The organism is Vibrio sp. A37, from assembly GCF_059777565.1.
Genome location: NZ_JBLNLI010000023.1, coordinates 1 through 13046, shown reverse-complemented (window position 1 = coordinate 13046; position 13046 = coordinate 1). Strand labels below are relative to the sequence as shown.

The following is a 13046-nucleotide window of genomic DNA, read 5'->3' as shown; positions in this document are numbered from 1 at the left end:
CTTTCTGGCTACCACGCATATATAATGCGCCAAACTTAAGAGAAAGCGCTTAAATTAATTGGGGCTCACTATTGAATACTCAACCTCCAGAATCGGTTGGTCAATCACTGGTAAGAGAAGACAAAGAACAAAGAACAAAGAAGCTAGGCGATTGCACAATGCCAATAAGTACGGCTCCCCTAGGGATAGGTTCGCTACGGCGTAACCGCACCCAATTCTTAAGAGACAATGCCATATTGTTGGATTACTTACAACCTCTGAGGTTTATTCATTTTCGGAGTCAGTTACTTGTATATTCTACACCGGAATTTTTGTTATCTTGTTATTTTTATATTGCAAAATATGGCCTATTTAATGGCCATGTAATATTTCTTTAAATCAATATGGTACCGCAATGATTATCTCATCTCCTACAGACTATAGAATTGCTGCAAAATCCAAACTGCCCCCTTTTTTATTCCATTACGCGGATGGCGGATCGTATGACGAGCATACTTTGAGAAGAAATACCGAAGATTTAAAGGCAATCGGTCTTCGTCAACGCGTTCTTAAAAACATGTCAGAACTTAGCCTTGAAACCGAGTTATTTGGAGAGCAGCTATCGATGCCAATGGCTCTCGCGCCTGTTGGATTAACTGGAATGTATGCTCGGCGCGGCGAAGTACAAGCCGCCCAAGCGGCGGAGAATAAAGGCATTCCATTTACTATGTCATCGCTATCGGTGTGTAACATTGAAGAGGTAGCACCCACAATATCTCGACCCATATGGTTTCAACTGTATGCGCTTAAAGATCGCGGCTTTATGCGCAATGTTTTAGAACGCGCTCAGCAAGCAAACGTGAAGAACTTAGTCTTTACTGTGGACATGCCAGTTGCCGGGGCGCGCTATCGAGACCGACATTCTGGAATGAGTGGACCGCAAGCGGGACTTCGCCGTATGTGGCAAGCCCTTACACATCCTAAGTGGGCACTTGATGTGGGACTGTTAGGTCGACCACATGAACTTGGCAATATATCAACTTACCTCGGCAAACCCACCACTCTCACTGATTATATGGGGTGGATAGGAGACAACTTTGAACCTTCAATTAGCTGGAAAGATTTAGAGTGGGTCCGAGAGTTTTGGCAAGGTAACATTATTATTAAAGGGATCTTAGATTCTGAAGATGCCAAAAATGCGGCGCGTTTTGGGGCAGATGGTATCGTTGTCTCCAATCATGGTGGACGTCAGCTTGATGGCGTGCCTTCGACGGTGCAAGCGTTGCCCGAAATCGCTGATGCAGTAAAAGGCAAAGTAAAAATTTTGGTCGATTCTGGCATTCGCAGTGGGTTGGATGTTGTAAGAATGCTCGCATCAGGGGCAGATTGCACGTTGATTGGGCGTTCTTTTCTCTATGCACTTGCTGCTGATGGCAAAGAAGGCGTCGAGAACTTATTGGATATATACAACCAAGAAATGAGAGTTGCAATGACACTCACAGGCGCAAAGAGTGTAGCTGAACTTTCAACGGAATCGTTAGTTAGGCCTAATTATCAGAGGTAAGCTCTCTCAACTAAAAAGTAGGCGATAATACGAATCATGCTCCTATTTATGATGATAGTTCGATGTTATCTCTTCTTGTAACAACGTAATTATATGTTCTCAATTGGCAGCTGAAATGGGGGAAAGATAAGTGGGTATCAACTTGAAATATTGAGTTAAAAAATTCAGGATTGCTGCCACCAACAGTACGAAGGAGTTGTTGTGCTGTTTGGGTATGTTCGCCCCACCTAAGTCTCTAGCCCCCAACATTTAAATACTGATCAATATCTAACGCGATTTTGCCCCAAACCTTCTTAGCTTTTGAATTTGATAAATCTATCTCAAGTAAATTCACCTATATAAAATTTATCTGAATACTTCACTGTCCATTGTAAAAAGTGTCTGAAGTAATTCGAGTCGTAGTGGTGAATACTATCTACATAAGTTGGTGTCTAAAACCATTGGAGAAGCCAACTTAGATGGAGAAGAATACTGGACATCGGCATGCTATGTGGCACAATGCGGCTGCTATCAACAGGTAGCTCATAGTTCTTAGTATTCCCTCACCATACAATTAAAACTGATCTAGTAAGTAACTGATGTTCAAAAAATATCCGAAGCTAATCAAAATCGCCATTCCTTTCGCGTGGGTTATAGCGATAGTCGCGCCTATATATCATGCCTTTTTTCCATGGCCACCGATTCAAGCTGAAATCAACAAATATCCGCACGACATAGCATTTTTTACCAGCTCTCATTCCACGACGACTATCCCAAATAATTATGGAGATGATAGTAAGACTGAAACCACTGAGTCTTACGTGCTAATTACGTTCGAACCATTAACCTCTTCAACTTTAACTCTTACCGAATATCCTGATGGAAATCTAGCTCCCAGCATTGAACCTGGCGGTTTATCTACCATTATTTATTCGTATATTTTCCTGATGGTAATGACTTACGTGTTTTGGTTTCGAAAAAAGAATGAGCTTAAGAGCGATAGGTAGCTGTGATCTGCTCCAGCCAGACTGGAGCGGTTCACAGTGGTGATTTTCGCTTTGACCCGATACTGACGATCGCTGAAAAATCTTTCATTCAACGAGATTGACGCCAAACAGGGGTTTGCTCCCATTTACCCAAAATGTTCCATAGGGAATATGCTAGCACTGACTTTGAGTGTCATTTAACTTATGACATAATGATATGTGCCATATAGGTTATGACATTAGGCATTTTTAGATCTATCTTGCTAGTGATTTATGGGTTTACTCTACTGCCACCATGCAATTTTAATTAAAGATTTTTTTTAAAAACGGAAAGTTAACCATCTTGTCGTTGTTTTCTGTTCCGTTGGGCTTCAAACCCGTATGAGTAATGGAGTTTTGAGATGAGTTTGACTGTTCTAGCTTTGGCGAAATCTTTCTCGAATGAGAGATTAACGGCAAATCAATTTGTAGACGCATATATTGAAGTATGGAAGTTCGAAAGAGACAGTAAAATACTTGTAAATGACCCTCCTGATATTAGTGAGTGCTTATCAAGTATTTGCTGTTTAGCCGATTTGTACAACCCTGAACCAGATAGAGAGGTGTACGAACATGACGAGCAATCTTTAAGAAAAGAAATTTCAGCTCAAATTAATTTGCTAACAGATACAAATAAATAATAAACGTTAGTTATTCTAATGTTAAACAAGCCATTTAGAGTGTGTGCTCTAAATGGCTTTTGTCCATAACCTTCTTAGAAAACGTGGTAATGACAAAACGTGGTAATGACAGCTTCCACATACCTACCCCTCCCATATTTAGCCTCTCGAAGAGAGGCCAAATTCAACCAATTCACGCTGCGCTTTCTTCTAACGCTTCTTTTTCGATGTCGATGCCTTGAGTCGCCTTCACATCCAAAATATCCTTGGACGTTTCACTATCGACACCAAGCTCTTTGATGGACTCTTTCACCACCGCATCTTTGCCTTCATTTTTCGCAATGTTCATTGCTTGACGGCTGGCATTAATCACTTGTCTAGAGACATTACGTAAATGACGACCAAGCTTAAGTACCTGCTTGTTACGCTCTGACGAGCTGATTTCTGCGTTGAGCCATAGGCGATCAATCAGGTTGGTGTTCAATTCAAACTTTTTTATAAGCTTGAGGTACGTGGCACACAGTGGCGAGTAAATCATGTACTCTTCAGCTCGCTGCTGTGTGTACTCAATCTCTTCAATTTCGCTGTCATTGACTCGCGTTTGCAGCTTGTCAATTTCTGCATCAAACACTTTGAGTTTTTGCTCAAACAACTCCGCGATTTTCGTATTGGCTTGCTTAGCCACCTCTTCACTGCCGATGTAATACAAAATCACATCCAATGCATAGATGGCAGACATTGTCGGTTTGACATACGACTCCACCGCATCCAGTGACGCTTCGGAGTTCACTACCAACATTTTCTTAAGTGCGGGACGAGAATATTTACGTTGATTCTTCTTTGGATTAGCCATGTTTTCTCTCCATAGACTGACTGTTTAATTGATTTATGATGAAGTTACTTGGCTGGCCACATTGCAGAGTCTTAGCGCACCCTGTAAGCCCCAACACGATAAAGGCGATAACGTAACATCGAGTCATCACTGTAACTTCTCCATATTCTTCTTAACCAAAGCGATATATCGCTCTCTTGCTGCTTCTCTTTGTTTTGAATATCCAGCGTTGTAAGCGCCAACGGCAAGCCACCCTTCACCAGAAATTTCAAAATTTTTCGCTAGTATCCACGCGGAGACTCGCGTATTTAAACAGGCGTCATGACGCAATTCGTCTGTATCGATGCCGTACTGTTCAAGTGTTGGAAACCACCAAGAGTTCACTTGACAAAGCCCCACATCCACCGTTCCCCCACGATTGTTCTCGTTGATAGCATGAGGATTTAAACTGGACTCCGTAAAACAAATAGCCTCAAGCAGCTTAGGGTTCACATCGAACTCTCTTCCAGCTTCGTCGAAACAGAAAGACTGAGCCTGAAAACTCATTGTTAGCATGCCTAACACCATCCACCTCACAACGCCCCTCCTATGTCCTAGTAGTACGTGACGCAGCAGTCGTTGTAACGCCACAGCATATACACCGCATCTTCTTTTGACGGGATATTTCGCCACTCGCCCCACTTCAGCGCAGCCTCACCAATTTCATGGGCTCGCCCACTTTCTGCGACCGGATACATCATGTTCATCTTGTATTGGCTTTTCGGAATCGTTGGAAAAAGCGGGGCAGTACAAAGCGCATCGTCACCGACGGTTTGACGGGCCATCAGCCTGCGATGCAGCGCCGCTACTGAACGAGTGGCCAACAAGCTGGTTTTGGATGCGATGGAGCTTTTATTTGAAACATACCCTGAAATGGGATAGAGCCCACCCCAGTTACCAGCACACCAAAATAAGCTATCTATGGGTTTGCCGACTGCGGCGGCTCCGGCGTCGGCGATACAGGCAGCAAGTGAAATGGGGTTAGCAAAGATTGCCGATTCAGGGTTGGCAAAAAAAGCCAGCTCTGAGTCGTCCCATGTTGGGTCTAACTCACTGACATACAATAAATCCATGGACAGATATCCGTCACCGCAGCGGTTGGCAGTGGTCATTTCAAGCATCAACAGCAATGGATAAGAAAAGTAGTGATAGTGCCAAAAGGCGGGTTTCGCGCCTTCACCGGCTTCTTGGTTGTTTTCACCGATGTTGCCGCGCATCCGCCCATTCGTCATGCCCATTTCTGCGCCGCCGAGCGTCATCATGCAATCTGGCTCGCGAACCAATTCAATCAGTCTTGCTGGTTCATACATACTTTGAGTAAAACCGGGGACATAGACACCTAAGTCGTCTTGACACGCACAAATGCTTTTCTTAGTCGCATTACTGGGCGCGCCACTGCCACTGTCTCCTAACGTCACGCCTGCAAGCTTGATGGGATACATGGCATTCCATGGCACGTCAGAAAACATAGAGCTGCTAAGAATTCGGGCGTCATCGCATTGTCCCAACTTGGCGTCTTCTGTCTCATCAGCTAACACGGTAACTGCTGACGATAACAGGCAAAGTGCCACTAACCAACGCGTCACTATTGTCCCCTCTCAATGGGTAGCGCAATTTCATCAATCAGAAACACGTGACGGCCATTATCTGCAGTGACAATCGACGGTACGACTTCTAAATCAAAGGCATTAATCACATCCGCGTTCAGCTGATAAACAGGTGCTCCCAGTTCCGTTTCAATCTTCTTGACGGCATCCCATTTCAACTTCCTATCAAAGCGTGTCGTGATGTATTTTGTACGCAGAGGGCTTCTAGGCAGGTGTTTGACGTATTCGAGTTGCCCATCATCAGTGGCATCAAATATGACCAGTCGCTGTGTAAATGGAAGGTGCTCGAGAGAGTTGTATTGCTGACCAGCATACGCAATGACCATCCCATCAGAACTGATAATATCCTCGCGCACTGTCAAAATCGGATAAAACTCCCTGGTTTGCGTCCGCGCAGCTTTTGGTAGACCGTAGAAACTCACGTTTTCCCAATAACGGGCCGTTGCGTCCTTTTTCATTGCCGTTGTATCGAGATTGTTCATACGCGCTTTCAATACCTCCATAATATCCGTTTCAGATATCTTATAAGTGGTCCCAAAATTTCCTAAATCTCCCTGATTGCCTTGCGCTAATTGCTCTTGCAGGTAGGCTGGATTGGCAAGGCCCGCCGCCGACGCAATGAGTTTCTCTCCTTGATAAGCCAAGATTTGAGGGACTATTTCTGCATTGACGGCCTGAAACGGCCTCGGATCGAGCACCACATTTGGCACCTCACTAAACCCTTTGATTAGATTAATAATGCGCAGCCCAGCTTGATTGATGGTTTTCTCGTTGGGAAGCAGTCCTCGTATGGCGAAGGAGACATCTTTACGATGTGCTAATGAACGAAAAAGAGATTGGAGATTCTCATCCCCCATCGAGCTTGAGATCAAAATAGTGTAATGAAGTGCCCGGCGAGAATTCTCTTGAGAGTCCAAAGAGCCTTCGTACCCCTGCCGTTGTAAGCCTTGCGCATGCCCTGTTAAGTTGGACAAAAAACCCTGATTGAGGGCCGCTTGTCCCCGCTTGAGCGCCACTGAGGTATTCTCAGTTACCTCACTCACAGCATCGGCATGACATACAAACCCAATAATCAGACAAAACGCAGATATCACCATCCGTATTACCATAGAGGGGTCACCTCCCCTATCACTTGACTGCGATTGGCCACTCCCCAATAACGACTATCAAAACTGCGCTCATCGGTTCCAGCAAAATAGATGTCATCTTTTTTGAGGGTGTAAGTTTTATAGAATTGCTTCGGTGGAACTTTAAGCTTGTCAGAGGCTGGATACCCTGACGCGATGTTACTGCCGTTAATGAAGACGCCGCGTTCATTTTGAACCACGGTGTCCCCTTCTAAAGCCACTGCGTATTTTCCTATTCGCGTACCATCGGAATACAATGGCCCCATCCCTTTTGCGTGAAAGGCGTATATTTTCCCCTTCTCTATCGTGTCAAATCCCTTTTTCAACAGATAAACGCGATATTGAGGGATGCATCGCTTATCCTGTGGGTCAATGACTATCTGGTAGCGTGAAGTAAACGCGGTCACTCCCCATTGAAACACCCCCATCGTGACAATAGCGACCCAGATCATTTTAATGGGAAAAGATAAGGGGTGAGGCCGTTTGATTGATTGCTCCATGTCCCCACCTAATCGTTGACAACTTTCAGATGAAGCTTGCTATCGCTCTCGAGGTCAATGTCCCCTCGGTTGGCGTTGGGCAGCTCTAAAAGCTCCGCCAACACCGTCGATTCAAACTCTGCCCGCTGCTCATTGAGAAAATTTGGCTTTGTCATGTCAAAACGTTCCATGCGGTTGTCCTTCACGACTTGCTTCATCGCCTCTGAGAGCGGCAGACCCTGCTGTGTATACGCGTCAATTTGGGCGTTGTCTTGAGCGCGAGTGGTATACATGAGTACGCGCATGGGATCCACAATGAGACGACCAATTCCCATCCCCTTATTCGTATTAAAAAAGATTTCAGAGTAATGCCCCGCTTCGGTGGTCACTTTTCTTAACAAACGGTAAGCGGTGTTTGGCAATGCCATAAGATCTTCTTTTTCTGCGTGGTTAATGGTGGACGACTTTTGTTGCAAAATAAGCGAATTGGCTGCGTTCTCTGCAATGGCTTTCCCTGCTGAGGATTTTTGCAAATCCATGATGCTTTGCGTGACAATAATGCCTGCGCCATTGTACTTACGAAATCGTCTAAAGCCTTTTTCCATAAATTGCTCAACCGCCTTTGAATTACCGAGTAAATCCCACGCTTCATCGATGATGACCAATCGTTTCACGTCGCGATCGTCTTTGTATTCTCGGTACATCGAATTCGATATTTGAATCATCAGCATGAAAAGCACCACAGCTTGCAGTCGCGGTGTATCTCCGAGGCCATCCAGCTCTAATACATTAAAATTGCCATTAAACTCGACGTTATGGGGTTTATCGAAATAGCAGCCAAACTGCCCTTTGGTAGTAAACGCGGTAAGCTGCTTACCAATATCTCTGACGCGTTGATCGTCTTCTTGCAAGCAACGGGCTTTGATATCGTCAATCAAGGTGGCTTGCCCTTTGTCATGCCAGCATTCAATGAGGATACGCTCGATTTCTGCCGCCTGTAAATCAGTCGGGGATTCTTTGGTAAAAGCCATGGCTAGGATGCACCCCGCCAGCATTTCGAGCGCATCAATGAACGCTTGATCATCCCCCTCGGGGATCATGGTAAAAGGGTTAAACGACAGCTGAGCTTCATTATTTACGCTGGTAAACGCCCCTTTTAAGCTTGAGCTGAGTTTCTTATACGATTCCCCTGCGTCAATCGCCCACACTTTGTTACCTGTAGAGAGGTACGAGCGGATGATTTCATTCGTCAGAAACGACTTCCCTGAGCCTGATTCTGCGTAAATTAAGGTGTTGAAATTGGTTTTCGAGTCAAACAAATCAAAGTTCATCAATTGCCCTGTTCTCGAGACAAACTGAAGCGTTGGCGTTTGGGTGCCTTTCCATTCTGCAAATAACGGTAAGATGGGCAATACATGTTTGGAGGACAACGTGTAATAACGACGGGAGTATTTCACCGCCTTTTGGCACGCGCCAAAAGGCAGAAGCTGAATGAAGGACGGGATAGAAAATGAATCTTCATTGACCATGGTGACACCGGTTTGTTTCATAAAGCTTTGCAACGCTGTCAGACCATCATCCGCTTCTTGCTCGCTTTGCCCAAACACCGCGGCCGTCAGACTCAGTTGAACGGCCTTGCCGTCTTTGTTCAACGAGTCGGTAATGTCATCAAACTCTTCCTTCATTTCTTTAATTTTCGGAGCAAAGTGCGTTAACGCCGAGAACGCTTGCTTGATGTAGTGGTTTTTCTTGTTCTCTAACGTAGACTTAAAAGAGGCATGATTGGGAAAGTGCAAGTTCACGGTGATGAGAAAGTTCTGATTCACACTGCCAAGACCATCAAACGGATCGGCGAACCAGCGAAAAGCGTCCCCGACCCGTGCTTTATTTGGGAAACGCTTCACAGTCAACATACGCGCAAACGTGGGCTTGTCGGTTGTGCCCAAAACAATACCATGACGCTGCTTGTACACATTGGTATCGTATTGAAGAAACTGCTCATTAAGTGCTTGCGAGTCCACCACCGGCACCAATAAAGAGTTGCGCCAATCAGCGCTGTCTTGCCAATGCAACATCGCGTTCATGATGTTAACCAACATCGTGTTGTTCATTCTAACGGGCGATAAGTACGCTTTACTGAGTCTTTGCTCCATCACGCGCTGCAAAGCCATCGCTTTATCTCGTTCATCGATGCTGATGCTCATAGAATCAATGGGTAATTTCAATGTGACGATAAGCTGGATATTTCGCACTTTGGTGTGTTGTACCGCCTCAATAGGCTGCTTGATTCCTGCCCATAAAAAGCCTAACGACGTATCATGCGCATCTCGCATTAAGGCGTCTTTACAGCTCATTCTTAACTTATCTGCTTGAGATAAAAAGTCGCGAATATCTGGACTGGCCCACAGTGAAAAGGACATCATTGCACCCACTGGGTAACTGTCTTGAGAAAGCATCAAATCCACCGTGGACATCATTTTGCTGTCCCAGCCTGCAGCCGGCTGACACACAAAACTGAACGCCACCGTTTGATCATCACACAAAAACAAATCGCTGTCTTTATCGAACGCTAAAGGACGAAACAACCGACTGGATTCATTTTCATTAAACTTATATTCGAACATGTTCGTTATCCTTTGTTCTCTGAAAGCCAGTGCATCAACTTGGCGGGCATGCCTTCGCTGTATACGTCATTGGGGGCGATCAGCGTGGGCGACTGGGATATGTGTAAAAATTGACTGAGCCCATAGCTGTTCATCATATTTTGCGACAGGCATTGGGTCGTTGGCGCAGAAAAATCTTGCGTTTGCAGTTGGCTCAGTAAACGCTCGGTACTGCCGTTAGATAGGGCGCAGCTAAATCCGTGGAGTTTTTCAATGCTGGATGGGCTCATCGCAGTAAAAATAAAGCGCAGTCGATACTCGTTCGCGTACTTGGTTAAAATAGACATAACCGAGGGAGTGTTGCTGGCAAACGGATCAAGAAACACGGTCAGCGTTTTCGACTTATCCTGCCCAATCACCAAGTCCAACACGTCTGTGGTATTCACGTTCAGAGAAGACAAAGGGATCGTCTTTTCAGCCATCTTCAATTGAGACACCGAATGCACTTCTTTGTTTTGCCACATATCAAACAGCGTCCCTTTCACTACCCATCTTGGATTATCCGTCAATACAACCGATTCTCCAGAGCGGGCAAAAATCACCATAGAGCGCGCTTTGGGCAGTGGTTGGACTTTACTGGCAATAGCCATAGAAGCCTTAATCTGCTCATGCGGCGTTGGTGAGGCAGACAGGCTAAAACTGGCGCTTATGGCTACAACATATCCAAGGGCTCTGAGCATACTCATAAGCGCCTCCCCCGTTAAAACATCGCGGTAAACATGTTATTAATAACACTTGGGGTATAATTCAGCCCAAGCGCCGCTCCGACGCCGACGGCAAATGACATCAAGCTTTGTCGAGTGATCCCCATGATGATTCCCACGACAATAAAGGCGATGGATACCCCTTTCCCCAACGATCCGGTGAGCCAATTCGTCATTTCATCCACCCAGTCTTGAAACGTGTCATCAGATCCACCTGCATGAGCCATCAAAGCCATGACTGACGCCAAAACCAAAAGAGAGACAAAAAATAATAGTCTCATTTTCATATCTTCACTGACGTTGAATCGTAAGTTGTTCATTATTAATTCCTTCTAAATTAAGGTGATGGTTAACATAGTTATTTTCTGGCGCGGCCAGTTTTCTCTGACGTCGAGGAGGATGAAGTGTCCTCGTTGATTTTCTTATCCTGAGTTGCCGGCAAACGCTTTACGATTTTTGTTGTCGGACGGGTTGGCTCTTGCACGGTTCCCACTTCCCACTTACGGTTTTCAATATCGGTATATACCAAGGTCGAGAGGTGCAAATCGTCAGCGCTATCCACCCAAGGCGCTATCCATATTCGCTGCACTTTCACATCCTTACGAAGCACCTCTCCGTCATAACTGAATGAGAAAGGCACGTCTGAATTCAATTGTCTCTTAGGGTTGGCGGTTTCCGAAATTTCCATCGTTTGGCTGACTTGAGGAGTGGGATTTCTAAGTTTTTCGAGCTCTGCCAACGTCGTTTGATGAACTTTTCCGTCCTTGATATACGTAAGATGGGTATTTTCTTTTAGCTCTCCATCCGTTGCTTGATATATGGTGCGAGAGCTGCCACAGAGCGCATTGTCATCGCCAGCCGAGCAGTTAAACTCACTCTGACCGACAGTGCAGCCACCAAGCACACCTAACATAGAGAGTAACCCGAGCGTTGTTTTGATGTTCATAAGTTGGTTCCTTTCGTGACCACCATATCCACAACCCGCCCAGCCCCGATTTCAATGACAGGGTGCATGGCATCGGCTAATTTCATATAGTAATCTGCCAGCTTTTCCATGGCGTTTGACGCCCCTTTCGCAGCCCCGCCTTGCACGGCAGAGCTGTTAAATACCGAGTCATACTGAGCGGTGCCCGTTGAGTCTGTGGCAATGACGGGAACCGGGTTCACGTCGAACATAGAAGAAAGACCCGATGCAAAGCCCGCCATCATGGCATTCGCCAGCACCGACGAGTTGCGCGTAACGAGCGTCCCCTTAAGGCCATTTTTGCCATCCTCACCGACTGCAAACCCACCAAATGAAGCCTCGATGACACCTCCATCATTACGTACGCAAGTGATAGATTCCCCGCGAAGGTTGGCACGCTCGGTACTTAAATCGCCATACCCCGCCATGATGGCAAAACATTCACGTACTTCTTGAAGGACGGCATAGTTCGGCAAGATGGCTTCTTTTTTAATCCTGACAAGCACTGGAATGGGGTTATCACTGGCACTCGATGACGTAGGTGCATCAAGACCCGTAATAAGGACACCAGTTAGGATGGCTCCTCTTGGCAAGTAAATGTCATTGTCGTCTTGAATCGCCTCGGTTTGAGTGGTTTCTATGATGGTAAATAGTTGACTATTACGTCCGGTCGCCTCTGCGCTTTGGGATTGAATAGAAACCGCACGATGACTCGAAACACTATCGGCGGGGGTCGACTTTGCCTGAGGGGCGACAGAGTGATTTCCATAGCTGAACGCCCCATTTTTATGCGGCCTGCGATCAGAATTCGATGACAGTCGAGACGTTTGAGTTGACCGTTTCTTGTCTTCAACAATGGCGCTGGCGGTTTTTTGCTTCATGTCCTTGAGTGCTTCATTAATGCGCTTTTGTGTATGGGTTTCGTTCGCCGCAACCTGCTCTTTTAATGACTGAATAGACCGTATCGCTTTCTCAAGTTCATTTGACAGGGTAGCTGATTGTTTCGCTGACTCTTTGAGCGCCTTGTTTTCTGACATGAGCCGCTCCAGTTTTTTATCCGTTTCCGTCTGCTGCTTCTCCATACTGGAGACTTTGCCACTCACCGCATCCAAGCCAAACTGTCGCCCCTTTTTATCCGTAATGATATTTTCCACCGCAGACCGCTCTTTGCGCGCTTTTTGTTGCGGCTCTAGCGCCTCCATTATCATGATGGCGACAACAAAAATGACGACGACTGCGGCGACCAAATATGCTTTGCCCAGCTGCGACGGAGAAAGATATCGAGATAACCACTGACTCATTGGCGGCCTCCCAACAAGGAGCGGCGAGTTTGATTGGGTTGTACACTGGGCTTGCTGCGATAAAACATCACATACACCTCAGAGATATCGTTAGGCATGATTTTAACGCTGAGGAATCCCCACGAATTTCTCTCTATAGACTGATTGTGTATCGACCTTAGCC

Annotated in this window: 13 protein-coding genes; 3 read left to right on the top strand and 10 right to left on the bottom strand. The window is 45.8% G+C overall.

Features of this window, described 5'->3' with window-relative positions; all coding sequences use genetic code 11:
* Nucleotides 1-394 precede the first annotated feature (394 nt).
* From lldD to ACM2FC_RS21330, 3 genes are all read left to right on the top strand, one after another.
* Nucleotides 395-1543, top strand: a complete 1149-nt coding sequence (gene lldD / locus ACM2FC_RS21340) for an FMN-dependent L-lactate dehydrogenase LldD (protein ID WP_498483074.1) — start codon at nt 395-397, stop codon at nt 1541-1543.
* Between the two features lie 578 nt (nt 1544-2121).
* Nucleotides 2122-2529: a hypothetical protein gene (locus ACM2FC_RS21335; protein WP_498483073.1), complete on the top strand. Its 408-nt coding sequence runs from the start codon at nt 2122-2124 to the stop codon at nt 2527-2529.
* A 380-nt stretch (nt 2530-2909) separates the two neighbouring features.
* Nucleotides 2910-3188, top strand: coding sequence for a colicin immunity domain-containing protein (locus ACM2FC_RS21330; RefSeq protein WP_498483072.1), 279 nt, complete (start codon nt 2910-2912; stop codon nt 3186-3188).
* A gap of 172 nt (nt 3189-3360) precedes the next feature.
* On the opposite strand, the gene ACM2FC_RS21325 is transcribed toward ACM2FC_RS21330, so the two are convergent.
* From ACM2FC_RS21325 to ACM2FC_RS21280, 10 genes are all read right to left on the bottom strand, one after another.
* Nucleotides 3361-4020 carry a hypothetical protein gene (locus ACM2FC_RS21325; RefSeq protein WP_498483071.1) on the bottom strand — a complete coding sequence of 220 codons (660 nt, stop codon included), beginning with the start codon at nt 4018-4020 and terminating at the stop codon, nt 3361-3363.
* A 126-nt stretch (nt 4021-4146) separates the two neighbouring features.
* Nucleotides 4147-4566, bottom strand: coding sequence for a lytic transglycosylase domain-containing protein (locus tag ACM2FC_RS21320; protein ID WP_498483086.1), 420 nt, complete (start codon nt 4564-4566; stop codon nt 4147-4149).
* A gap of 26 nt (nt 4567-4592) precedes the next feature.
* Nucleotides 4593-5624, bottom strand: a complete 1032-nt coding sequence (locus ACM2FC_RS21315) for a TraU family protein (protein WP_498483070.1) — start codon at nt 5622-5624, stop codon at nt 4593-4595.
* On the bottom strand, nt 5624-6754 hold the full coding sequence (locus ACM2FC_RS21310; RefSeq protein ID WP_498483069.1) for a TrbC family F-type conjugative pilus assembly protein: 1131 nt from the start codon (nt 6752-6754) through the stop codon (nt 5624-5626). Before ACM2FC_RS21310 ends, ACM2FC_RS21315 begins: the two co-directional genes overlap by 1 nt.
* Nucleotides 6748-7272, bottom strand: coding sequence for a S26 family signal peptidase (locus tag ACM2FC_RS21305; RefSeq protein ID WP_498483068.1), 525 nt, complete (start codon nt 7270-7272; stop codon nt 6748-6750). The genes ACM2FC_RS21310 and ACM2FC_RS21305 overlap by 7 nt, the downstream gene beginning before the upstream one ends.
* A gap of 8 nt (nt 7273-7280) precedes the next feature.
* Nucleotides 7281-9875, bottom strand: coding sequence for a type IV secretion system protein TraC (gene traC / locus ACM2FC_RS21300; RefSeq protein ID WP_498483067.1), 2595 nt, complete (start codon nt 9873-9875; stop codon nt 7281-7283).
* A gap of 5 nt (nt 9876-9880) precedes the next feature.
* Nucleotides 9881-10600 carry a thioredoxin domain-containing protein gene (locus tag ACM2FC_RS21295; protein WP_498483066.1) on the bottom strand — a complete coding sequence of 240 codons (720 nt, stop codon included), beginning with the start codon at nt 10598-10600 and terminating at the stop codon, nt 9881-9883.
* Between the two features lie 14 nt (nt 10601-10614).
* Nucleotides 10615-10938, bottom strand: a complete 324-nt coding sequence (gene traA / locus ACM2FC_RS21290; RefSeq protein ID WP_498483065.1) for a TraA family conjugative transfer protein — start codon at nt 10936-10938, stop codon at nt 10615-10617.
* 38 nt (nt 10939-10976) lie between these two features.
* The gene (gene traV / locus ACM2FC_RS21285) at nt 10977-11564 is read right to left on the bottom strand and encodes a type IV conjugative transfer system lipoprotein TraV (RefSeq protein ID WP_498483064.1); all 588 of its coding nucleotides are present in this window, start codon (nt 11562-11564) and stop codon (nt 10977-10979) included.
* A complete protein-coding gene (locus ACM2FC_RS21280) occupies nt 11561-12883 on the bottom strand; it encodes a TrbI/VirB10 family protein (RefSeq protein ID WP_498483063.1) in 1323 nt (440 codons plus the stop codon). The genes traV and ACM2FC_RS21280 overlap by 4 nt, the downstream gene beginning before the upstream one ends.
* Nucleotides 12884-13046: the final 163 nt, after the last annotated feature.

What these genes read in the sequence shown, in the direction of transcription:
- lldD (WP_498483074.1), top strand. Translation starts at nt 395, where the DNA reads ATGATTATCTCATCTCCTACAGACTATAGAATTGCTGCAAAATCCAAA.
- ACM2FC_RS21335 (WP_498483073.1), top strand. Translation starts at nt 2,122, where the DNA reads ATGTTCAAAAAATATCCGAAGCTAATCAAAATCGCCATTCCTTTCGCG.
- ACM2FC_RS21330 (WP_498483072.1), top strand. Translation starts at nt 2,910, where the DNA reads ATGAGTTTGACTGTTCTAGCTTTGGCGAAATCTTTCTCGAATGAGAGA.
- ACM2FC_RS21325 (WP_498483071.1), bottom strand. Translation starts at nt 4,020, where the DNA reads ATGGCTAATCCAAAGAAGAATCAACGTAAATATTCTCGTCCCGCACTT.
- ACM2FC_RS21320 (WP_498483086.1), bottom strand. Translation starts at nt 4,566, where the DNA reads ATGGTGTTAGGCATGCTAACAATGAGTTTTCAGGCTCAGTCTTTCTGT.
- ACM2FC_RS21310 (WP_498483069.1), bottom strand. Translation starts at nt 6,754, where the DNA reads ATGGTAATACGGATGGTGATATCTGCGTTTTGTCTGATTATTGGGTTT.
- ACM2FC_RS21305 (WP_498483068.1), bottom strand. Translation starts at nt 7,272, where the DNA reads ATGGAGCAATCAATCAAACGGCCTCACCCCTTATCTTTTCCCATTAAA.
- traC (WP_498483067.1), bottom strand. Translation starts at nt 9,875, where the DNA reads ATGTTCGAATATAAGTTTAATGAAAATGAATCCAGTCGGTTGTTTCGT.
- ACM2FC_RS21295 (WP_498483066.1), bottom strand. Translation starts at nt 10,600, where the DNA reads ATGAGTATGCTCAGAGCCCTTGGATATGTTGTAGCCATAAGCGCCAGT.
- traA (WP_498483065.1), bottom strand. Translation starts at nt 10,938, where the DNA reads ATGAACAACTTACGATTCAACGTCAGTGAAGATATGAAAATGAGACTA.
- traV (WP_498483064.1), bottom strand. Translation starts at nt 11,564, where the DNA reads ATGAACATCAAAACAACGCTCGGGTTACTCTCTATGTTAGGTGTGCTT.
- ACM2FC_RS21280 (WP_498483063.1), bottom strand. Translation starts at nt 12,883, where the DNA reads ATGAGTCAGTGGTTATCTCGATATCTTTCTCCGTCGCAGCTGGGCAAA.